This is a genomic window from Thalassoglobus sp. JC818, from assembly GCF_040717535.1.
Taxonomy (GTDB): Bacteria; Planctomycetota; Planctomycetia; order Planctomycetales; family Planctomycetaceae; genus Thalassoglobus.
The window spans coordinates 654342-677187 of the sequence record NZ_JBFEFI010000004.1 but is presented as its reverse complement, the minus strand read 5'-3'; the positions used below and the strand labels follow the sequence as shown (position 1 = coordinate 677187).

Sequence of the window (22846 nt, the reverse complement as noted above, 5' to 3'; positions counted from 1 at the left end):
AGACACAGATGACTTCCAATCGATTCTACCTCCTGATGCGGATTTATCTGTTCCTGATCGGTCTCTTCGCCATCGCTGTCTGCTCACTCGTCATGTTCACGAGGTCTGATCCACTGGATCGCGCCGGGGAAGCGTTTCGAGAAAAAGACTTCCCCAAAACGCAACGACTGGCAGAAGGGTTCCTACTCGAAGCTCCTGATAGCCAACTCGCTCGAGCACTGTTGGCTGTGTCGCTCTTCGAACAGGGACAAAGTGAGGCAGCGCTGGATCAGCTTTCTCGTGAAAGCGATTCGCAGAACTCGCCATACATCGACGTTGTCAAAAGCGAAGTGTTGATCAAGCTTGGTCGGATCGACGAGGCTCAAGAGATTCTGGAATCGCTTCGCGAACGGTGGCACTTGAATCAATCGGGTGGGTTTCTTCTCCTTCAACTCTATCAGCGGCAAGGTCGGACTTACGACGCTTTTGAGATTGCTCAACGACTCCATCACGGAAGGTTCGTCAATTCAAAGACACTCGTCTCAGCAGTTGGGATTGGCAAGATGCCAGAAGGTTCGAGGCTCGATTCGAATTTGATAGAGGGCCATTCCGATGGACAACCGGTCAACCGGTTGAGTCTCGCGCACAATTCACTTCATCGAAGTCTTCCCGAGAGCGCATTGAATCTGTTTCGCAACGTCACCGCAGACCATCCAGAACTGGGAGATGCGCAAGGACGAATTGGGCAATTAATTTTGGAACTGCGTCCTCACGAGTTCCCCACGTGGCATGCGGCGCTGCCTGTCGCATGTGCAGACCATCCGGAAGTTTGGATGGCCAGAGGGCTTGGATGCGAAGCAGTCGGCAAGATCGACCAATCGAGGTATTGCTACACGCGGGTCTTGAGTCATCAACCTCGTCACCTGCGAGCGACTGAACGGCTCGCTGATCTGCTCGGCAATTTTCCCGATCCAGATCTTGCTTCAGAAGCGGAAGATCGAGCTCGAATACTCCGCCAACTTTCCGGGCTGTTGAGCGAGCACCAAGCTCGTTTCGATCAACAAACTGTGAAAGCCATTCAGCAGTCATTGCGGCAACTCAGCGACCCGCAATTGGCGGTTCTCTGGGGAAGAGCACAGCCCTGGCCAGACAAAGTGGTCGATTGGATTTCGCTTACTCCCTCTGTGCCGATTCCGAAAATCTCCAGTGATCTCAAAGAGCCATTCGTAGAGAGTCTTCGCAATTCGTTCGAATTACAGACCGAAATCGACTGGTCGAAGACACTTGCTCCATTGGCAAATCTCCAAGTGGATCAGCCGCAGAGACCGGTCGAAATACGATTTGAAAATGTCGCTGAGGATGTGGGCATCGATCTGACATACGACAATGGTTCCCGATCGGTCAATCCATTGAGTCATCTCGTGGAGACGACGGGCGGAGGAGTCGCGGTGATTGATCTCGATGCTGACGGATGGCCGGACTTAGCGCTCGCTCAAGGGAACAACTGGCGCAATTCCGATCCGGAAACTCAGCGTGTGGATCGGCTCTTTCGCAATCTCGGGAACGGAAAATTTGCCGACGTGACGTCGCAGTCTGGACTCACCCCGGCCGGTTTTAGTCAAGGAATTACGACTGGGGATTTCAACTGCGACGGCTTGATCGATTTGTACATCTGCACGTTGCGAGGAAACCGTCTCTATGAAAATCTTGGCGATGGCACATTCGCTGACGTTACCGAACTGTCACAGGCTGCTGGAGATGACTGGTCAATCAGTGCAGGGTTCGGCGATTTGAATGGAGACGGTCTTCCCGATTTGTATGTTGTGAATTATCTGGACCGCGATGCTGTGACTGACAGCTCATGTCTCCATCAAGGGAACCCACGTGCCTGCCCACCGACTCAGTTTGCAGCAGCGAATGATGTCTTCTATTTAAATCTCGGCGATGGAAGTTTCCGAGATGTTACCGCTTTGGCTGGTTTCGATGGAGCAGATGGGAAGGGAATGGGGCTGGTCATCGCGGACCTCACCGGGGGGCAATCGCTGGATCTTTATGTCGTAAACGACACGACGCCGAACTTCCTCTATCAGCTCGATCATGTTTCTGGCTCTGGAATTCCGAAGTATCGTGAAACAGGAGTTTTGGCTGGTGTTGCCATGGATGGAGAGGGACGGACGCAGTCTTCGATGGGCATTGCGACAGGTGACGTGAATGGTGATCAACAGCTTGATCTGTTCGTGACAAACTTTTACGGAGAGTCCAACACGCTCTATTCTCAATTAAGCGGGGCTGGGTTTGTCGATGAGACTTTAACCTTCGGTTTACGAGAGCAAAGCCTGCCTGTTCTTGGATTCGGGACGCAGTTTCTCGACGCTGATCTCGATGGCGACCTCGATCTGTTCGTCGCGAATGGTCATATCGACTGGTCATACGCCACCGGCGAACCCGACCGGATGACAGCTCAGCTTTTTGGGAATAACGGAGGTCACTTCCAGCGGCTTTCTCCCGAAGAGCTCGGGGAGTTTTTTCAGATGCCGGGGTTCGGAAGAGCAGTCGCAACCGTGGACTTCAATCGAGATGGACTTCGCGACATCGCAGTCACGCACATCGATGACCCGTTCGCACTTATGGAAAACCGTTCATCTAAGCAGGGAAACTGGTTTCGCATTCGACTGATCGGAACGGCGAGTGACCGAGTTGCTGTCGGAGCGACGTTGAAGGCTGACTTCAATGAGCAGACACTCACAGGAACAATCACTTCAGGTGATGGATATGCCTGCTCGAACGAAAAGACGATTCACTTGGGATTAGGTGATGCGCCGCTGATCGAACGACTCGAGGTTCGCTGGCCTAGTGGACTCGTTCAGGAGTTTGTAGATGTCCCTGCGAGTCAGGAATGGATGTGTATCGAAGGACAAACAGAACTGTTGTCGAGTGATTCGGGACAGTAGGTGCGCCGAAGTCTGTCTCCCGTTAAGTTCTACTCCGCTCCGAACCAAATCAGTTTCGTGTGATTGTCTCGTTGAGATTCAGAATTGCTCGAGCGACTGTCGTCCAGGCAGCGAGTTCCGCTTTGTTTGAAATGTCTTCGACGGGATCGAGGCCGACTTCAAGGAGTTGCTCCGCAGCAGTTTGGTCTTCTTGGTAGACCGTTCGGCTTCGCTTCAGCAGATCGAGTAGAATCTTTTGCTCAACAGGATCCGGATTTCGCGAGAGACATTCGCTGAATGCGAATTGAATGCGATCCGAATCTGCTTGATCTGCTTCAGTGAGAATCCGCTCTGCGAACGCACGGCCTGCTTCGACGAAGGTGGGGTCGTTCATCAAGACCAATGCTGCCAGCGGTGTGTTGGAGCGAGGGCGTTGAGCAGTACACTCTTCGCGGCTGGGAGCGTCGAATGCTTTCAACATCGGGTGCAAAAACTGGCGTTGCCAGTGCATATAAACTCCGCGGCGATATTGTTTGCCATCCTTGTCGGATTCGTATTCCCGAGGTGGAAAGTTGAGATGCCGATAGTATCCAACGGGCTGATAAGGCTTGGCGCTGCTGCCTCCGAAATCATCGTTCAGAAGTCCGCTCACAACGAGTGCGTTGTCCCGGACCATCTCAGCTGGCAGTCGAAATGAACTCTGACGCGCGAACAGTTGGTTGCCTGGATCTTTTGTTCGGAGAGATTCCGAAGCGACTGACGACTGGCGGTACGCCTGACTCATGACGATTTGTTTGATGGTCTTCTTGATGCTCCAGTCAGAGTTGATGAACTGGAGTGCGAGGTAGTCGAGGAGTTCCGGGTGACTTGGCGGTTCACCCTGCCCTCCGAAATCGTCGAGAGACCTCGAAAGTCCGGTCCCGAACAGCAGATACCAGAAGCGGTTGACTTGCACCCGGGCAGTCAAGCCGCCGACTCCATCTTCGGGATCGGTCAACCAGTCGGCCAAATCGAGACGAGTCGCTCGGTCGCCTTGATGATTCACTTGTCCGAGAAATCGCGGAACGGCAGCTTCGACAATCGGTCCGGAATCGTCGAGCCAATTCCCTCGCGGCAAAACACGCATGGTGCGTGGCTCGATGGATTTTGTGATCATGGTCCAGCGAGCGTTCTTCTCGATGGTTTTCTTTTCTTTTTCGAGGTCGGCTCGCTCTTCGGAATCTTCTTCCGTTAGCTGGGTGAGAGCTTCGTCGATTTCGCTTAAGCGTTCTTTCTGCTCCGGAGAAAAGATTGGAATTTCAGGCGGTCGTCGTGTCGGGAGAGCGTTGCTTCCGAGTTTGAAGTGTTGGGCCTCATCGACGTCGGCGAAAAAAGCAGCAAGCGAGTAAAAATCTTCGATCGTGTAAGGATCGTACTTGTGATTGTGACATTGAGCGCAGCCTACCGTGGCTCCCATCCAGACGGCCGACACGTTGCGAACACGATCAGCTGCGTAAATCGCGAGATACTCTTTCGGCTGCAAACCGCCTTCGTGGGATGTCTGAAGCAATCGGTTGTATCCGGATGCGATCAATTGGTTGAGGTCTTCGTCGTTGATCAAATCTCCGGCCAGCTGTGACTTCGTAAATTCATCGAAGGGAACATCGGCGTTGAAGGCAGAGATCACCCAGTCTCGGTACGGGGAGATATTGTGATCCTGATCTCCATGATATCCGACGGTGTCAGCAAAGCGGACCAGATCCAGCCAGTAAGCGGCCATGCGTTCCCCAAAGTGTCGGGAAGCGAGCAGGTCATCCACAAGCATCTCGTACGATTCTGGTGTGGGAGACTTGGCGAACTGATCAACGATTTCAGGAGACGGAGGAAGTCCGATCAAGTCAAAGTAGAGTCGGCGGACCAGTGTCACCGGGTCAGCTTGCGGAGAAGGAGACAATGACTCTTCATTCATTCGGGCTGCAATAAATCGGTCAATGTCTGTAGTCGCCCAATCTGCGTGTGCTCCCGGATCGGGGACAGGAGTGGAGCGAGGAGGAACATACGCCCAATAAGGTTCGTACTCGGCACCCGACTGAATCCACTCCGAAAGAAGTTGGATTTCGCTCTCCGTGAGTGACTTCCCCGAATCGGGCGGCGGCATCTGTTCGAATTCGTCGTCACTCAGAATTCGTTGGATGAGCAGACTCTCGTCGAGATTGCCTGCGACGATGGCGTATTCCTTCGCAGAAGCTTCATCGTCCAACCGCAAATCTGCCTGCCGATCTTCTTCATCCGGTCCGTGGCAAAAAAAGCATTTGTCCGACAGGATCGGCCTGATGTCGCGATTGTAGCTCGGAGGATCAGCAGAAAGCTCACCTGTCAAAAGGTTTCCGGCGATGCAGATGCTGAAGCAAATCAGGAATTTCGTGAGGAAAGATGTTGAGGATTCCATGTGAATCGAAAGGACTCCGTAACAAGATCCGCTCATGGATCGATTCTCGAATAAAAATTTCCTTCTATGATAGGCTCCCGGTCGATGTTTTGACTACCGTTTGAAGAGTTTGAGCTCAGAGACGTGAGTCTTTGAACTGACTTCTCAAGCAGGAGGCGTCTTGTCTGGCTCAATTTCTGAATCGTTTGAACGCAGTTCTGTTCCGTTTTGAGGATCGATTGATGAAGAAGGTGATGGCTCGTGAAGTGGTCTTGAGGATCGTTCGATGACACAAGGTTCGTCGTCGCGGGTGATTGCGATTGGAGACATCCACGGATGTTTTCACGCTCTCGATACATTGGTCAAAGTCGCTGACCTTCAGCCGGACGACACGCTCGTTTGTCTTGGCGATCTCATCGATCAGGGACGAGAATCAAAAGAGGTCCTGGAACTGCTGATCGAACTGTCGACTCAATGCAATCTGGTGGCGATCCGTGGGAACCACGAAGAAATGTTCCTAGCCGCTTTGGAGAGCGATCAAGCGAAAGAGTCGTGGATGCTCTTTGGAGGAACATCAACGGTCAACTCTTATCACTTTGGAGGAGACATCGATGCGGTGCCTCCTGATCACGTCGAGTTCATTCGGAGCACCGTCGACTTCTTCGAGACTGAGACGCACATTTTTACGCACGCTCTCTATCTTCCCGACGAGCCTCCCGAAGTGTGGCCGCCTCACGTGTTGCGATGGACGCTGATTGAGAAGCCATATCCTGAACCTCACATGTCCGGGAAGACCGTGGTCGTCGGACATACAGAACAACGGTCAGGCGAGATTCTCGATCTCGGCCACCTCATCTGCCTCGACACTGCTTGCTACAACTACGGATGGCTCACCGCGCTCGACATGACGAGTGGTGAAACGTGGCAAGCCAGCAAATGGGGACAATTGAAGGAACGTCCCAGCGAACCCATGCCAGTTCCAGTTCCCAAACCACCTGTTGCTGTTTGACGCAGCAGTTGGTCAAGTTCGAAGGTCTTCATCGCGCACGGTGAGTGGAGCTGGCTTCCAAGCTTACTCTATTCACCGATGCCAAGTTTGCGTTCCACTGCCTGGCTGAGCGTCTCACGAACCAGTTCGACGGGGATGCGATCGTAGACTTCAGCGAAGAAGCCTTCGACGATAACGTGCATTGCTTCGTATCGGGAAAGACCGCGACACATGGCGTAGAAAACCTGCTCTTCGTCGACCTGACCGGCGGTCGCACCGTGTGTGCAGCGAACGTCGTCAGCTTCGATTTCGAGTCCGGGAATGGCGTCTGCCCGAGCATCAGAGCTGAGCATCAAAGCATCGTTTCTCTGATAACCGTCGGTTTTTTGTGCGATCTCATCGACTTTGATCATCCCTCGCCAGACACAGCGAGAATGATCGCGGCAGACCTGCTTGTAGAGAAGGTCGGACGATGTATCCGGTTGATGATGAGTCTGCTGTGTGTAGTACGACAACAGTTGTTTGTCTGTTGCGAAGGTCACGCCGTTGACCTGAGCATGTGCTCCGCGTCCATCAAGGTGGACGTCCTGATGGATGTGCATCAGTTTCCCACCGAGGCCGCCAACGGTCCATTGCAGCATCGCATCGCGAGCCACACGTCCGGACTGGTGAGCGAAGTGGCGAACTTTTTCGTTCCAGTTCTGAAGCTGCACATATCGCAATCGAGCCCCTTGACCAACGATCAATTCGACAGCTCCGACATGGAGTCCGTCGGCGTTCTCGTTGGTACAAGATGTCTCTTCCAGAAGCGTGGCAGAAGCTCCGTCTTCAATGATGATCAACGTGTGGCTGAGATCGGCAGCCCCTTCTCCCTGAAGGCCAATCAAGCTGTAGAGCGGAACATCGACCTCAACATTTCTTGGGACATACAAAACTGCCCCGCCCGTCCAAAATGCCGCATGCCAAGCGGAGAACCGGTCCTGCCCGGCCTTCACAGCCTTCTTGAGGAAGTATGGTTCGAGAAGCTCTCGATGCTCGACGAGCAGTTCGGAAAGATTCCCGAACAGAACGCCTTGGCTCTTCAGTTCTTCGCTCAGAGACGAACTGACACACTTTCCGTCAACTTGAACGATCGCACCGCCGAATTCTCCGCGATTCTGCATGAGAGTTTCGAAGGATGTTTCACCCGCGCTCGACGTGTTGAGCGAGTACTTTTCCGGTCGAAAAGTCCGCAGATCGAGACGCTTAAACTCTTCGGGATCGAGCGGTTCAGAACTCAGTTGCTGGTACTGTTCGAAGGCGTCGCGACGCGATTTCTGAAGCCAGTCGGGTTCATTGCGGTTGCTTAGGAACGACTCGAAACCTGCGGCATCGAATGCAATTCGGTTGTCAGCTGTTGTGACTGCCATGGTGTTACGTTCTCAATCAGTTGAAAGCTGTTGTGTCAGATGACGACGAACGGATGAAGGAGGTCTGTAAGGTGACCCCGGCACAGGTTCATTATAGAACTGCGCGCTTCAATCATAGTCCTGAATGTTCGATTCCCCAGATCAAGAGGAGAGCAGGCCGTATTTCTCAAGCGTTGTACGCAGACTCCCCACGCTCGATTCACTCAGCTGTGTGAGTGGCAAGCGGACGTCTCCCGTATCCTGTCCGAGCAGGTTCATCGCTGCTTTCAGTGGGATCGGGTTCGTCGCCAGTCCGAGCATGTCTCGGCACAACGGGAAGAGTTTGTGATGCAGTTTCTGGGCTTCGGCGACGTTGCCTGAGTTCCAGGCGGTGATCATCGCTTTGACATCTTTTGGAACGATGTTCCCTGCGACGGAAACCACTCCGGAGGCACCAAGTGCCAGAAGTGGCAACGTCAGGCTGTCATCTCCGGAAAGGACCGTCAGGTTGCTGCCGTTGAGGATCTGGGATGCCTGATCCATCGATCCCGTCGATTCTTTGACAGCGACGATGTTCTTCAACTCGCCCAAGCGGCAAATGGTTTCGGGTTCGATGTTCTTCGCGGAACGTCCCGGGATGTTGTAAACGACCTGTGGAATGTCGACAGATTCCGCGATCGCTCGGTAGTGCTCGTAGAAGCCTTCCTGCATCGGCTTGTTGTAGTAGGGGGCGACGAGCAGTGCTCCGTCCGCTCCGACCTCTTTGGCTCGCGAAGTCAGTCGAATTGCTTCTGCTGTGCTGTTCGATCCCGTTCCGGCCATCACTTTGATGCGACCAGCAGCCTGTTCGCAGACGATCGCGATCACTCGCTCGTGCTCGTCATGGCTGAGTGTCGGGCTTTCACCGGTTGTTCCACACGGGCTGACAGCATCTGTTCCCGCCTCGACGTGGCGATCCACAAGACCTCGCAGCGCTTTCTCATCGACTTTACCATCTCGAAATGGTGTCACGAGCGCAACTGTCAGTCCTGCAAACATCTCCCCCTTGCGGGCCATTTTGAACTCCCGATTCTCTGTCTTGAATGAGCACCAATTTTTACATGACTCTGAAGCTTCTAAATCGAGCGGTTTTTCAACCCAGCTTCGACTTCGAAACAGCTTCAAGGATCATTCAGATTTGGCGGCTCGATAAAATTTGTCCGCAGCGGCTCGATTGAGTTTCGTTACGCATCTCCGGTTCTCGCCACTTCACACGCAGATCGGAGTGTTGCAAGAATCTGTGCGGTCTTCCTGAACCAACTCGTTCGCACATTGTCGCTGCAGAAGATGGATCAACTTCACATTTGATCCAATTCTCTCTGAAACGCATCTTAGAGAGATCGCCCTGCAATCGAAAGCGTCACAGTCTCCGTCCGGGAGAGTGTTTGAGAAGAGAATTCACTCGCCCGCAAGGTTTAACCACCGCAAATCAGCTGATCGAGGACGCAATCCCCGACTGTGGGATTAGATGTACGAAACGAATTGGCCTTAGCGAAAGGCAGGAATGGTTTCGTCCCGGAAATTGTCAGAAGTTTGAATTCCAGGCGGAAACGGAGCAGGCGAGTTCTCGTCGGCGCTGATCGTTGCAAATCCTGCTTTGGTCGCGGTTTGCTCTGAATCTGTAAACGGATCGAGGACGTCGATCACCGCCGGAGGTCGCTGCGAGCCTGTCCCGTCAGTGGGCATTTGCTGCGGACTGCCGCCCCCTTCAACTGGAGTTTTAGGGCTCGTGGTCTTGGGAGGGGTGGAGATCAAGTCAGGCGACTGGCGAACTGTCGCCAGAAACTTGGGGGGATCGATTTCGATCGTGTGAGATGCCCGAAATTCACGCCCGTCCGGGGCTTTCAGCTTCACGTGCAGTAGTACTTCTTCCCCGGCGGGAGGAGACTGCCACGGAAACTCAAACTTGAATCCTGAAGAAAGGAAGCCTGTGTGCCAGTACTCGAGTGCTTCCTGGCTGTTGAGTTCCCATCGACCAACGGTTCTCTCGCTCTCGGGGAGTGAGAGATCGATTGCTTCAAAGGTGATTTGACCCACCAGCTTGACGAGATCGCCGTCACCGTCATGGGGGTACACCATCGCATGGAGTCGCTCATCTCCCGGTTCGGAATCCAGATCCTGAGCGCCGGTCAACAGCGTGTTGAAGCGGATGCCCTCAATCGCAGCAATCTGCTCGGTGACTTCCGCAGAGACCAGTTGTGAACCGGTTCCTGCAAGTTGTTCTTCGAGCATCGCAGTCCGTCGCTGGGCGGTAATCAATTGATCGCGGACAGATGCCACTTCCCGTTCGTAGCGTTCAACAACGACTTCCTGTTCGCGCAGCTTTGCTTCAAGCAGATCGATGTGACTCGTTGATGCGCAGCCCAACATGCTGAGGAACAAACCTCCGGCCCAACCGAAACAAATTGTCCGGCCCCACATCCATGTGTTGGTCTGGTGCATCATGCTGACTCAGGTTTGTGGAATTTTCTACTCGAACTTCATGAATGAGGGTGATTTCAAATCTTCAACACAATCGGTTGCGGGCTACGATGTGTTGCTTACTGGCCTCGTTCATGAAGTCCGATTCGAAAAACGATTATCCTTCCAGTCCATGTGGAAGTCGGTCGAGGACACTGTCGATCAGTCCGTACTTTTGCGCAGTTTCCGGGTCCATGAAGTTGTCTCGGTCAGTGTCTCGTTCGATTTGTTCGAGAGTTTGACCGGTGTGTTTGATGAGGATTTCGTTGAGCTTTCTCTTCATCTTGATCACTTCTTTGGCGTGAATATCCAGGTCAGTCGCTGTCCCTTCCATTCCTGCCAGTGGTTGGTGAATCATGATTCGAGAGTTCGGAAGTGAAAACCGTTTGTTAGCTGCACCTGCAGTCAGCAAGAGCGCACCCATACTCGCTGCCTGTCCCATGCAGTAAGTCGCGACATCACACGTGATGTATTGCATTGTGTCGTAAATCGCCATGCCCGCAGTGACGGAGCCACCAGGGGAGTTGATGTAGAGATGGATGTCTGACTTGGGATCTTCAAACTGCAGGTAAAGCAGTTGAGCGACGAGCAGGTTTGCGACCTGATCGTTGACTTGGGAGCCGAGAAAGACAATTCGGTCTTTCAGCAGTCGGCTGTAAATGTCCATCGCCCGCTCTTCGCGACCGGACTTTTCGACAACAAATGGGACAAGATTTGACATGTGAATACTTTCGTGATTCCGTTGGTTTCGAAGATGATCACCCGAGTGAATATTGCGAAATTGGTCTCTGAGTCCTTCAGTGAGTTTGACGCGTGTCAGGACGCTGAGGAATCAGTTTTCGCCTTCGACTTCTTCATCACGATTTCGTCGATGAGGCCATACTCTTTGGCCGCAGCTGGTGAAAGGTAGCGATCGCGCTCTGTGTCTTTCGCCACGACTTCTTCTGGTTGTCCGGTGTGCTCGGAGAGAATTTTGTTCAGGGTCGAACGAGTTTCCAGGATCTCCTGAGCCTGAATTTCGATGTCGGAGACCTGTCCGCCCACCTGGCCGTAGGGCTGGTGAATCATCATCTTCGCGTGTGGGAGGATGTAGCGTTTACCCTTTTCCCCACCGGCGACGAGGATGGCTGCACCGCTGGCTGCCAAACCGACGCAGTAGGTGGCGACTTTACATTCCAGGAACTGCATTGTGTCGTAGATGGCGAGAGTCGCTGTCACCGATCCGCCCGGAGAGTTGATGTACATGTGCACGTCTTGATGACGGTTTTCTGACTGCAGGTACAACAACTTCATCACGATCATGTTCGCATTGCCGTCGTGAATCGGCCCGTCCAGGAAAATGATCCGGTTTTCCAGCAGGAGGTCACCGACAGTCATCTGTCGGGTGCGTTGGTAGTCTGAGTTGTATGGTTGAACTGGCGAAGGCCGTTCAAGGTTCAAGTCGAACATCTGTCTTCCTGTCAGTCGAGGCTTTGTTAATGGGAGATTGTTCGCGTTTCGTGCAACTGCGTCAATGTCGATCCCGCCCCTGGAACCGGTTGAATGTTAGAACTTGCAATACTGGATCAGCGTTCTCACGGTCAAGCGGTCGGGGAGGCAATTTTCAAATCGACGGTCGCTGATTGGATCGGCTGATGCGGTGGAAGGATTCATGTTAAGGGTCTTAAGCTGAGGCGAAAGAGCGTGAGCTGGCCGATTCGCAGAGATGTGAAATCCGACCGCTCCAAAACAAAAACAACTGGCCAGCGAAGTTTCCTTCACTGACCAGCTGGTACAGTAGGCGAATTGAGAGGTTCAGGGGACTTAGGAGCCGATCTCAGAACGATCTCAGGTTTAGTGTTGTGCTCGGATCACGACAGTCTGAGAAGACTGACATGGCGTCGTGTAGACGGCTGCCTGTTTCTTGCTTTCCCCCTTCGGTGGCATCAAAACAGAGTCGACAACATGAATGACTCCATTTGAAGCATCAATGTCTGTCGCGATGAGATTCGCGTCGTTTACCTTCGCGTGACCGCTCTGAACTCCGATTTCGACCGATGCTCCCTGCAGGGTTTTTGCTTTTCCAGCTTCGAGAGCTCCTTCCGAGTAGATGCGTCCCGGCACAACGTGATACTTCAGGATCGAAGCGAGTTTCGCTTTGTTTTCAGGCTTCAGAAGAGATTCAACGGTTCCAGCTGGGAGTTTCGCGAATGCTTCATCCGTTGGGGCAAAGACGGTAAATGGACCTTGCTGATCAAGAACTTCTGCCAATCCCGCTGCTTGTGCGGCTGCGATCAGTGTTTCGAAGGTTTTGGCTTCTTTGGCAACTCCAACGATTGATTGACTCTCTGGGAGGAGAACTGCGTCGATGATGTGAATGATCCCATTCGAGCATTGAATGTCAGTTGTCACAACTTTCGCTTGATCGACTGTCACTCCGTCTTTCGCTGCGATGTCAACTCGCTGGCCGTTGACTGTTGTCGCTCCAGAGAGCTTCACGACTTTCGCCGCAGGAACTTCACCAGCCACAACGTGATAGGTGAGAATGCCGGTCAGAGTTTCTTTGCTCTCGGGCTTTAACAATTCGTCAAGAGTCCCCTCAGGCAGATTCGCGAAGGCATCGTCGGTGGGGGCAAAGACCGTGAAGGGACCGTCTCCCTGAAGTGTTTCAACGAGGTTAGCTGCTTGAAGGGCAGCTGCCAGCGTTTTGAATGAACCTGCTTCGACGGCGGTCTCAACAATGTTCTTGTCGGCAGCGAAACCAACGGACGAAATCGCTGCAATTAACGCAAGGGGAAGGACTTTCTTCAACATGGTCGTTCTCACACTCATTCAATTTGAGGAAAACCGAACGATTAAAAACGTTCAAATCGTTCACTCTTGTTTTGTAGAAAGAGTGCCGATTTTGACCACGGAATTTCCAAGTATTTTCCGACTGATTGGAGCGATCGGTTCGCACAACCATCGTCATGACGTCGATGAATCAGGGTCTTTCTTCGGAGAAATCAACCGCCGAAGCTCCCACACCGCGGGCTGTCGCGATCGAAATTGGCTCACGTTTGAAGAAGCAGTGAGCCCATCAGATTTGACGGCGAAACGTCACTCGCTGGCGACTTGAGATGGTCGAATGATGAAGCTGAGGAAGAATGTTGCGAAGACGGCGACCAGGCACCCAGCTGCAAACCAGTCCCCGTACTTCACGTAAAAGCTCTCGCGAGGATCGAGCGGGACATCAGCAATTAAAGCCAGATTCCGCTGCCTGTGATAGCGACCTGTTTCCGGGTTTTTCATCGACTTGGTCGGATCCCGTTCCTCCCGCTTGGCATCGAGGTCGATAAAGTCATCCGGTTCTCGAACAACACCATCTCCATCGATGACGGCCGAGATTCCTGTATTCACAGCCCGAACCATCGGAGTGCGTGTTTCGATGGTTCGGAACTTCGCGGTGATCAGATGCTGGTCCAATTCGCTTGATCCATGAAACCAACCGTCATTCGTCAGATTGACGAGAACATCTACAGGAGCGCTGTCTCTTTCCTGAGCTTGATGGACGAGTTGTCTGACAAGGTGAGGAACTGTGTCCTCAAAGCAAATGACAGGCAGCAGTCGCCAGTCTTTGTACTGAAACACTTCGAGATTTGTTCCGGCCTGAATCCCGAAATCGCCACGAAACGGAGTCAATGACTGGATCAGCGGAAGTTGTTCGCGAAGTGGAATGTATTCACCGAAGGGGACGCGGTGAATCTTGTGATAACGGCCCTGAATTCCGGTTTGAGGGGCAGCAAAGATCGCCGAGTTGTAGACATCGACCTTGTCCTTCTCCGCCGCGAAAACACTTGCCCCGACGATCAACCCGGCATCGGTCATGTCTGCAATCGACGAGAGTCGTTGCTGGCTGTCTCCGGAATTCCAATAGTCGGAAGTCAGGCCGATTTCGGGAAATTCCTTCTCCAGGATTTCGTCGAGCTGTTCGTTGCTTAATCCCTTTTGAGTCTCGTAGACCGGGTAACGAAACATCCCTTCTGGCCAGACAATCAGATCAGGCTGAAACCGCACCGAGAGACCAGTCAGGTGATAGTGAACCTGAAAGATCTCGCCCCATTGGTCTCGGTCCGACTTCAGCGATGCGACAAAGTTCCCCTGGACGAGTGAGACCCGTGGACCGACCGGAAATGCTTCTGATCCGCGACGAATTTGACCGTAAATCATCGCCCCGATGACCAGTCCGACAGAGAGTCCAATCATCCCGAGTCGATGAAGAAGTGGACGATCTCCTCCGCTGGTTTGGATCAATAGTTTCTCATTCAGCGATGAGGATTCGTCAGTCGCTGTGTTGCTCTGAATTCCAAGCCCACGCCTGATCCAGCGCAGAGGCAGACACTCTGTGATCACCGCGTTGGAGAGCACGATGAGAAACGAGATTCCGTACGAGCCAACGAGATCGCTGATCTGAATCAAGTCGACCCAGTTGTGTTGAGTGTGTCCGAGGTAATACCAGGAAAAACCGGTGAACAGAAACGACCGCAGGTACTCAAGCCCGGTCCAGAGGATCGGCGCGAATACGAACAGGGGAATTCGAAATCGATGCAAGCATGTCCGGTTTAACCAGACGAAGATGGGCCAGAGAAAGGCCAAATAGAATGCCATCGCCGCCAGAGCGATATACATCGACGGATCACCGTATCGCATCCACTGAAGTGTAATCAGCCAGTAAATGAATCCGCTTAGGTACAGCAGTCGATAGGTCCATCCAAGCCGATCGGGAATGCGAGCGATCGACAAAAGGGGAACAAGGCTGATCCATGCCAGCCAACCCCAGTCGAGCGGAGTGAACGCAGCCCAAAGCATAACCGCAGTCGCGAGTGCAGCACGCAGGACAACTCCTCGTCCCGGCACTCTTTTCTTCTTCTGAGGACGTTCGACGATCTCTTGAATTCTGGCTGCATCGGCAGCATTCAGAGATGGCTCAGAAGCAGTCGCAGGCATGTCATCCATGGCATGTCCAGTTTCATCGTTTGGATCGAACGTTGATCATCGGTGTTGGAAGAAAGGACTCAGGCTCAGGCCGTTGAGCCGGTTTCAGTCGACTCTTAGCTTCCGAATGAAGGTCTGGACCACGCGAGGACTTGGACGAGTTCCCCGGCCTGGTACAGCTTGTCTCCAGCATCGAAAACGACGCTGCAATTGGCCAACAGGGTCGAACGTAAGTCGGATGATCCTTTCCAGTCGACCGGATTGACGACGGCTTTCCCGCCTTCGAATTCCAGAGTCGATGGAAACCACACCTGACGATCTCCCCTCTGCTGAAAGTCTCGCTTCAAATGTGCGTTCTGCAGAGGAACGTCCGTCTGGTTGCCTCCGCAAAACTTCCGCAGTGCTGTTCTGACGAACAGTTCAAAACAGACCATACTGCTCACCGGATTTCCCGGCAAGCCGAACACATAACACGGTCCGTTGACCGAGTCGTTTCGCGATCCAAACCAGATCGGCTTGCCTGGCTTCATCGCGACTTTGTGAAAAACGGGTTCAACGCCAGCTCCCGCCAGCACAGACGGGACAAGATCCAAAGTCCCGGCAGATACGCCACCTGAAAGGCAAAGCATGTCGCACTCGAGGCCAGCCTCAACTTTTGCACGCAGGTCATCGCGATTGTCTCGGGCGAGTCCCAAAACGACCGGGATTCCACCACACGATTCGACTTGGGCTGCGAGCATCAAAGCGTTCGAGTTCCGGATTTGTCCCGGACCGGGAGTTTCGCCAACGTCGACGAGTTCGTTTCCGGTGGCAAGAACCGCGACTCGGGGACGATGGTGGACGCGAAGGCTGGCTTTTCCGATCTCACCCAACAAGGCGATTTCTTGCGGACGAATCGACGACCCAGCGCTGAGAACTTCGGTCCCCTGCTGCATGTTTGATCCGCGAGGAATGATGTTCCATCCGGAGCGAAGTTGAGAAGGATCAACGCTCAGGTGGACGACTCCGTTTTCCACCAATGACAATTCGACAGGAACGACGGCATCCACATTTGGCGGGATCGGTGCTCCCGTCATGATCTGAACGGTTTCCCCGGATTGCAGTGGGGAATCCGATGACTCGCCAGCTGTAATTTGTCCGACGAGCGAAAGCGGCACCACTCCCTGAGCGAAGTCTTCGGTGCGAATGGCGAATCCGTCCATCATCGACTTGTCGAATGGTGGAGAATCGATCGGACTCAAAACCGATTCAGCGACGACATGTCCTAACGACTCGCTCAATGGCTTAAGTGAAGTCTCTCCAGGAAGGACTCGATCTCGGACTAGATCGAGAGCTTCGGTCACGCTCAGCATCGTCGGGCACTCTTTCATTGCAGCTTACAGCCCGAGTCGCTTATGAGCAGGGTCGATCAACCAGAGCCAGTCGTCGAAGAGGAATTCGAAACGAATCGCCAGCAAGGCGATTCGACCCATCACGGTATAGCCGAATGCAGCTCCGAACGTGACCATCAACACCCACACACCGATCCGCGAAACCTGACCGACAACACCGGTGTGTTCCACGGAGAAGAAGAAGTAAACGATCGCAGACAGGACGGAGATGACGAGCAGGATATTTTGGACACTCTCCCAAAACTGAAACTCGGAATCCGTCACGACCACAACGGGGACGATTGTGTTGTGGATCTGACTGATGAAATCTGCTTGAAGAAAGCCAACAAGCCGAATTCCGGCTGTTGACCCGATAATGAATGCCAATGGCCAGCGAGCGATCCACGCTCCTTTGGGAGAGAGCCTCCACAGAAGCATTCCGCCTAAGACAAGAGGAATCAGGAACATCCACCAGGATTCATCACGAACCGGCGACAATCCTGGCATCGCCCAGGATTGAATCCACGAGGGCCAGATCTTGCCCAGCAGATTGGGGATGATGACTGTCCAGAAAGCAATCACCATCCAGTACGCAGCGGAGACACCCACAAACACCGCTTCCGCGAATTTGTAGAACGGGTTGTCGCGATACAAGAACGAGAAGATGCACAACGTCAGGAAAGCAGCAACCCAGGTTCCCACTGTTCGAACTGGGCTGTAAACGGCCGTTCCGACGAGAAAGTCGTTGTACGTGGCTGATTGATATTGCCCGTTGACATCTGCGACGTAAGCAGAACCTGCTCCGATGAAGACAGCTCGATAAATGAGCCACCCGGCGAAGAGGAGGCCGAGGATCGCCCAAACCTGTCGTTCTGATCGGGTCGATTGAGGGTCTGCAATCTCTGCAGTCAATGGTCACTCCGTGGCAACAACGGCAGTCGATGGAACGCAACAAGTATTTGGCGCGAGCGATCGCTTCTGTCGACGAAAACAATCGACTTCAAAACGTGAACAATAACGGAAAATACCGGCAGCCTGTCAACTCTTGCAAGTCGCTCACCCTCTCTTGAGGTGGAATGACTTCAAGAGAACATCGGGATTCAAGCGTCCGAACTGAAACACCGAACCTGTTTCGACGTTGTGGAAGACGACTTCACCCGGGCTGAATAAGTGGGGATCAATCTGATAAAAGTCTCGCCCAGCTGCTTCGAAGATTTCGATAAAGGGTCGCCCATACATCTCAGAAGATGATGCGGGGACTTTGGGACCGAGTTCGCGGATCATGTCGTCATCACCACGTACCCACAGCGTTACACTGCCACCGTACAGGATCGCATCGTTCGTGCGTCCGATTCCGGTGAGATCGTCTGCCGCTACGGGAGAAATGGGGGCACTGCCGCAGGCCGATTCGACTCGACTCACATCGAATCCCAATTCGAACAGCTTGTGCATCGCTGTTTCGACCGAACGTGAAACGACTTGAAAGTTCCCCGCCACGCTGGACGTCGGTGCGACGAGAACCGCCACTCCATCGACCGGAACGTTGCATTGATCGGCAATCTCCTGAATGACGTCATCGGTCGGAAGCGCACCTGCTTCGAGGACTCCAACAACGCAGTCAGAAACTTCCTGATATTGAAGTGTTTCAAACAGCGGTTCTGATCCGCGAGCCGTTCGCATCGGACCGCTCGCCATTGCGAAATAGTCGTCGACTTGAAGCTGCCAGCCTGCGTACTGGCTGAGTAAACACGATTCGACAGGATCATCTGTCTGAACAAAAATGTGCGGCCAGCGAACGCCTGCTACGTCACCGGGGACAATCGAAAAGTCCGACAGCCCGGAACAGCAAATCTCCGCCAGTGCCAATCCTGCTGAGAGATTGCCAGGCACGTTGACGCCAAAGTCGAGAACAATCCCGCTGTCAGAAGAAACGGCCGGCTCAACGCGAAGTTCGTCGAGGTTGTACAGGACCTGCTGAACGAGGTCCCAAGCTTGATGATTCAACGACGGTTCATCCTCAAAGAGGTCGCCATCCCAGTCGTCTTCATCGTCGTTCATCGTAAAAACCTCTCAGCAAATGTGTTGTGAACACGAGTTGTAGCAAGTGCTGCCGGTTCCGAGTACCAAGCTGAAACAGGCTTTGAAGAGAGAGTGTCGATTTCGTGTCGATTCCAGAGGCTTCTTGCTCGCTCGGTAGAATCTCACTCAATCACTCTCAATGACGCTGGAGCGTTCGAGTTCTGGAAGCAGACGGATGACCGGTAGCGCAGCAAGCGAAATGAGGCACATCGCCAGCATGGCAGCAGGATAGCCATGTGATGCTGTGATTCGTCCGCTGACGTAGCTTGACCAAGATTCGCAGCCGTTGGTGGCTCCCATCATCGCGCTGAATTGTGTGGCGGCGATTTCCGGACGCGTCAGGTTCATGAACAATGTGTACGACGAAGCTGTGAACGCGCCAATTCCCACAGCAGTCGCAGCCAAAAATACGAGAAGCCAAGCGTTTTGCCCGGATTGATCCCAGTAGGCGACTCCTGCAAGCAGTGTCACGGTCGCTGCAATGGAAGTGAGAAACCATTGTACACAGACTTTCGACCCGTATCGGGTTGTCAGCCATCCGCCGAGAAGTGCACCAGCGACCATAAACCCGATCATCGGCCCCAGCGAGAACCAGCCGATCGTCGATTCTGAGTAGCCGCGATCAACCAGAAATGGCCCGTAAATTACTTCCAACGACTTGAAAGCTGCCCCTCCAATGAATGCGAAAATCAGTCCCAGCCACGTTCGAAAATCGGTGATCGCCAGTTTCAGCGAGGGCATCATCTCGCGAGGTGCGGGTTCACGACCCCGCCGTGAGGCAGCGTTTGAGACCGTCGCGACGAGAAACATGGAGAAAGTGGTCGACAAGATCAGCAAAGCGATCACCCACTCCCGGCTGAGATATTGCCCAATGACCAATGCTCCGCCACCCATTGATGCGCGGCCGAGCAACATTCCGACCTGCATCCAGGCATTGTATGCAGCTCGCTCTTCCGGTTCGGTCATCGAAATGCACATCGCATCGATCGCGACGTCTTGTGTCGCAGCTGCGCAGGCATGCACGAACAAAAGTGCGGCCAACGTCCCAAACTGATCAACCGGATCGAGCCAAAACAACGGGATGAGTGTCGATCCCATCACGCTTTGGGCTGCAATGATCCAGTGTCGATGCGTCCAGTTCGAACTTTGGAAAGCATCAATGACCGGAGCCCACGCAAACTTGAAGCTCCATGGGAGAACTAGAATGGCTGCCAGCCACGTGATTTGCTCAACCGGCACGCCTGCTGATCGGAGTTGTGTCGGAAGTGCGAGCCAAATGAACCCGATCGGAGCACCTTCGCTGAAATAAAGCGATCCGAAGAGCACTTTTCGTCCGGTGACCGTCTCGAACCATTTCATGTCACTCACAGTCGGTTGTCAGAGAACTGAATGCCTTCAACATTTTCGCTGAATTGAGGAAATTGATATGCCGTCCAATGACTTCTATCCGTTACAGATCTTCAGGATTTCATCTCGCAGCGCCGGAGTCGTTGAGATCCCGTTGCCTCCAGTTGCAGTTGATTCCCCCGACCACGTCATGAAGACTCCGCCCGCTTCCTCGACGATCGGAATCAAGGCAGCTGCATCCCATTCCGCAAGCAGCGGATCGACCATATAGTCGGCCCGACCCGTCGCGACGAGAATGTGTCCGTAGCAGTCACCCCAACTGCGTGAGAGGGCGCTCGCAGTTGAGAATTTCTCCAAAGCATCCATGCGGTCAATGTCCTGAAACCCTTCGACAGCAGTGAAGAGGAACAAGGATTTCTCCATTGAGTCCTGCGAACTGACCTGAGCACGAACGGGAGACCCGTCTCCCCGCTGCCACCATGCTCCACCGCCACGACGCGCGTACACCACTTCCTTCAAAGCTGGGATTCGACAAATCCCCGCGACGCAGGTCTCCTCGTATTGAAGCCCGATCAACATTCCGAAGAGCGGAACGCCATGAATGAACGACTTCGTGCCGTCGATTGGATCGAGAATCCAACGATAGCCACTTGTTCCGGGTTGCTCGCCGAACTCTTCTCCAAGAATGGCGTCGTCCGGAAACTCCTGAGCGATCTTGCCTCGCAAAAACTCTTCCGCTCCACGGTCAGCGACCGTCACGGGTGAGCTGTCCCCCTTCAATTGGACCTGAAGATTTGAGTCGAGAAAGTACTTCATCACGATGGCTTCCGCTCGCTCGGATGCCTCGAGAGTAAACTCAAGTCGCTTCTGAATATCGTTTGAATCCATCGCTTTCCCGTCCCTCAAAACTTTCATCATTCTTATTGATGCAGAGCATTAGTCGGCCTTCGATTCTCGCGCTGAAGGCGGTGTTTGCTCGTGCGAGTCGCTGCAAACCAGCAATGAAGTTGCTCTAATCCCCAAAGTCACCGTTGTGACGCATTGTTGATAAATACGAGTACGAACTCAATTCGTGACCCGATTGCTCTTATGAATTCCAATCTTCTCCATCGCATTCGTTTGAAAGGTCCGTGGGAAGTCCTGCCGCCCGGAATCAGCCTCGAAGACATTCCAACTTCAAACCAGGATCTGACTTGGCAGCGACACTCAATGCCGATGGACTGGCGAGCCTTGTTCGGAGAGAGCGGAGGAACAGCCTGGTTTCGCCGTCGGTTTCATCGTCCGTCCGGGTTGACTCCAGATGAGTGCGTTCAGATTTACATCCCTGAAGGTGTGGGCGACGTTTCAGACTTTCATGTCAATCAAAGCGCGTTGAAGCCTGTCAGCGAAGAGCCGCTTCGATTCGATGTCACGGCCAACCTTGAAGACTTCAACGAATTGCTGTTCGCGATTACTTTCGAACCAACAGAAACTCGTTCGCTCCCCGGCGGTCTGTGGGAAACGGTCTTCGTCGAAATTCATTCGAAGTCAGAGTGAAGCGAACATCACTTGGAGGACGATTCGTTGGGGCGCTTGATCTTATAGAGGTGACCGAACGTTCTCAGGAAAATCGCTCCATTGGCAATCGCAGGTGAAGCGCGCATACCTTCATCGAGAGTGTTCTTGGAGAGGATTTCAAACTCCCGACCCGCTTTGATGACGATCGTTTCCCCTTCTTCATTGCAGAAGTAAATGTTCCCATTGGCAATGATCGGGGAGGCAACGAACGTCCCTCCGACGCGGTCGGTCCAGACTTCTTCTCCTGTCTCCGCGTCAATGCAAATCGCGACCCCGTTGTCGGTCACCATATAAATGAGACCATCGTGGAGGAGCGGGGTTGCCAATCGGGAGTTTCCGCGAGGGCGATCCCATAAGACGTGGGACTCATCAACGTTTCCTTGCGTCGTCTCGTCGAGACGCACGCACAACAAGTTCGCGTTTCGGGAACCTGTGTTCAGAATGGCATTGCCTCGAAAGAATGACGGTCGCGCAGCTGCGTTGTAGTCGTCATGAGTGATGGTCCAGAGTTCTTCACCAGTTGCAGCGTCGTATCCGAAGGCCGCTCTTGATCCGGCAGAGACGAGATGAACTCGGTCGCCAACTTCGATGAGCCCCGGAGTGCTGTACGCTTTTCTCAAATCGCCTTCACGTTTCGGCTGTCCGTTCTCGTCGAGGTCATCGTAGTCGGTCGTTCTTTCGGTGAGCCAGAGAGTCTCGCCGGTCTCTTTGTCGAGTGAAACGAGAAACTGCCGATCGATGCAGTCGAACGTCAGAATCAGGGAATTTCGGAAGAGAACAGGAGACGAGCCCGGTCCGCGGAAGTGCCTGCCTTCGATGTCTCGTCTCGTCCAGATGACGTCTCCGGTTGATGAGTTCAGCTTTGCAGTGCCATAGCTTCCGAAGTGAACGTAAACAGCTCCTTCTTCCAGCACGCAGCTGGGAGAAGCGTAGGTGTTGATGTTGTTGCCGAGCGGTTCAGGGTCTGGATTCTCGAACAACAGCTTGTGAATCAGGATCTCTCCCGATTCTTCATCGATGGCATAGACGAACTGTTTTGTTCCATCTTCATTGGCAGCCGTTAACCAAATGCGTCCTTCTCCGATGACCGGTGTGGAATGGCCCTGTTCTTCCAATGAGATTTTCCAGGCAACGTTCTCTTTCTCATTCCACTTGATCGGAAGGTTCGCTGCATCTTTTTCGTCGGCAGACCCATTGAAGTGAGGTCCGCTGCGGTCCGGCCAAGGCATCGTGTTTTCCCCGTGGACGTTTTGTACGCTGACCAGTGAGATCAGGCAGACGAAGAAGACGCAGTCGCGACAACGATCTATGAGCATGGTTCGGCTCTTCGAAAACAGTGTTTCAGAAAG

17 protein-coding genes are annotated in these 22846 nt (G+C 53.3%); 3 read left to right on the top strand and 14 right to left on the bottom strand.

The features are described from left to right. Window positions 1–8: 8 nt before the first annotated feature. Complete coding sequence (locus tag AB1L42_RS13720) at window positions 9–2930, top strand: FG-GAP-like repeat-containing protein (protein WP_367056373.1); 2922 nt, start codon at window positions 9–11, stop codon at window positions 2928–2930. Window positions 2931–2979: 49 nt separating this feature from the next. Here AB1L42_RS13720 and AB1L42_RS13715 read toward each other — a convergent pair whose 3' ends face one another. After that, window positions 2980–5373 carry a PSD1 and planctomycete cytochrome C domain-containing protein gene (locus tag AB1L42_RS13715; RefSeq protein ID WP_367056370.1) on the bottom strand — a complete coding sequence of 798 codons (2394 nt, stop codon included), beginning with the start codon at window positions 5371–5373 and terminating at the stop codon, window positions 2980–2982. 229 nt (window positions 5374–5602) lie between these two features. Between AB1L42_RS13715 and AB1L42_RS13710 the strand changes: the two genes are divergently transcribed. Beyond that, on the top strand, window positions 5603–6325 hold the full coding sequence (locus AB1L42_RS13710; protein WP_367056367.1) for a metallophosphoesterase family protein: 723 nt from the start codon (window positions 5603–5605) through the stop codon (window positions 6323–6325). Between the two features lie 68 nt (window positions 6326–6393). Here the strand turns inward: AB1L42_RS13710 and sufD are convergent, their stop codons facing one another. The 12 genes from sufD to hisN all read right to left on the bottom strand — a co-directional run bounded on the left by sufD (window position 6394) and on the right by hisN (window position 20828). Then, on the bottom strand, window positions 6394–7713 hold the full coding sequence (gene sufD, locus AB1L42_RS13705; protein WP_367056364.1) for a Fe-S cluster assembly protein SufD: 1320 nt from the start codon (window positions 7711–7713) through the stop codon (window positions 6394–6396). A gap of 141 nt (window positions 7714–7854) precedes the next feature. Then, window positions 7855–8748, bottom strand: a complete 894-nt coding sequence (gene dapA / locus AB1L42_RS13700) for a 4-hydroxy-tetrahydrodipicolinate synthase (RefSeq protein WP_367056361.1) — start codon at window positions 8746–8748, stop codon at window positions 7855–7857. A gap of 471 nt (window positions 8749–9219) precedes the next feature. Next, on the bottom strand, window positions 9220–10176 hold the full coding sequence (locus AB1L42_RS13695; protein WP_367056358.1) for a hypothetical protein: 957 nt from the start codon (window positions 10174–10176) through the stop codon (window positions 9220–9222). Between the two features lie 133 nt (window positions 10177–10309). Next, window positions 10310–10912 carry an ATP-dependent Clp endopeptidase proteolytic subunit ClpP gene (gene clpP / locus AB1L42_RS13690; RefSeq protein ID WP_367056355.1) on the bottom strand — a complete coding sequence of 201 codons (603 nt, stop codon included), beginning with the start codon at window positions 10910–10912 and terminating at the stop codon, window positions 10310–10312. A 95-nt stretch (window positions 10913–11007) separates the two neighbouring features. Further along, window positions 11008–11640, bottom strand: coding sequence for an ATP-dependent Clp protease proteolytic subunit (locus AB1L42_RS13685; protein WP_367056352.1), 633 nt, complete (start codon window positions 11638–11640; stop codon window positions 11008–11010). A 384-nt stretch (window positions 11641–12024) separates the two neighbouring features. Continuing rightward, on the bottom strand, window positions 12025–12984 hold the full coding sequence (locus AB1L42_RS13680) for a fasciclin domain-containing protein (protein ID WP_367056349.1): 960 nt from the start codon (window positions 12982–12984) through the stop codon (window positions 12025–12027). Between the two features lie 285 nt (window positions 12985–13269). Further along, a complete protein-coding gene (gene lnt, locus AB1L42_RS13675) occupies window positions 13270–15165 on the bottom strand; it encodes an apolipoprotein N-acyltransferase (protein WP_367056346.1) in 1896 nt (631 codons plus the stop codon). 95 nt (window positions 15166–15260) lie between these two features. Continuing rightward, window positions 15261–16496, bottom strand: coding sequence for a gephyrin-like molybdotransferase Glp (glp, locus tag AB1L42_RS13670; RefSeq protein WP_367056343.1), 1236 nt, complete (start codon window positions 16494–16496; stop codon window positions 15261–15263). Window positions 16497–16520: 24 nt separating this feature from the next. After that, entirely contained in the window at window positions 16521–17426 is a 906-nt protein-coding gene (locus tag AB1L42_RS13665; protein WP_367056340.1) for a hypothetical protein, read from the bottom strand. Between the two features lie 144 nt (window positions 17427–17570). Next, window positions 17571–18572, bottom strand: a complete 1002-nt coding sequence (mch, locus tag AB1L42_RS13660; RefSeq protein ID WP_367056337.1) for a methenyltetrahydromethanopterin cyclohydrolase — start codon at window positions 18570–18572, stop codon at window positions 17571–17573. 147 nt (window positions 18573–18719) lie between these two features. Continuing rightward, window positions 18720–19952 carry an MFS transporter gene (locus AB1L42_RS13655; protein ID WP_367056334.1) on the bottom strand — a complete coding sequence of 411 codons (1233 nt, stop codon included), beginning with the start codon at window positions 19950–19952 and terminating at the stop codon, window positions 18720–18722. Between the two features lie 84 nt (window positions 19953–20036). After that, window positions 20037–20828 carry a histidinol-phosphatase gene (gene hisN, locus AB1L42_RS13650; RefSeq protein WP_367056331.1) on the bottom strand — a complete coding sequence of 264 codons (792 nt, stop codon included), beginning with the start codon at window positions 20826–20828 and terminating at the stop codon, window positions 20037–20039. A gap of 201 nt (window positions 20829–21029) precedes the next feature. Between hisN and AB1L42_RS13645 the strand changes: the two genes are divergently transcribed. Continuing rightward, window positions 21030–21476, top strand: coding sequence for a hypothetical protein (locus AB1L42_RS13645; RefSeq protein WP_367056329.1), 447 nt, complete (start codon window positions 21030–21032; stop codon window positions 21474–21476). Between the two features lie 8 nt (window positions 21477–21484). On the opposite strand, the gene AB1L42_RS13640 is transcribed toward AB1L42_RS13645, so the two are convergent. Next, on the bottom strand, window positions 21485–22813 hold the full coding sequence (locus AB1L42_RS13640; RefSeq protein WP_367056326.1) for a PQQ-binding-like beta-propeller repeat protein: 1329 nt from the start codon (window positions 22811–22813) through the stop codon (window positions 21485–21487). Window positions 22814–22846 lie beyond the last annotated feature (33 nt).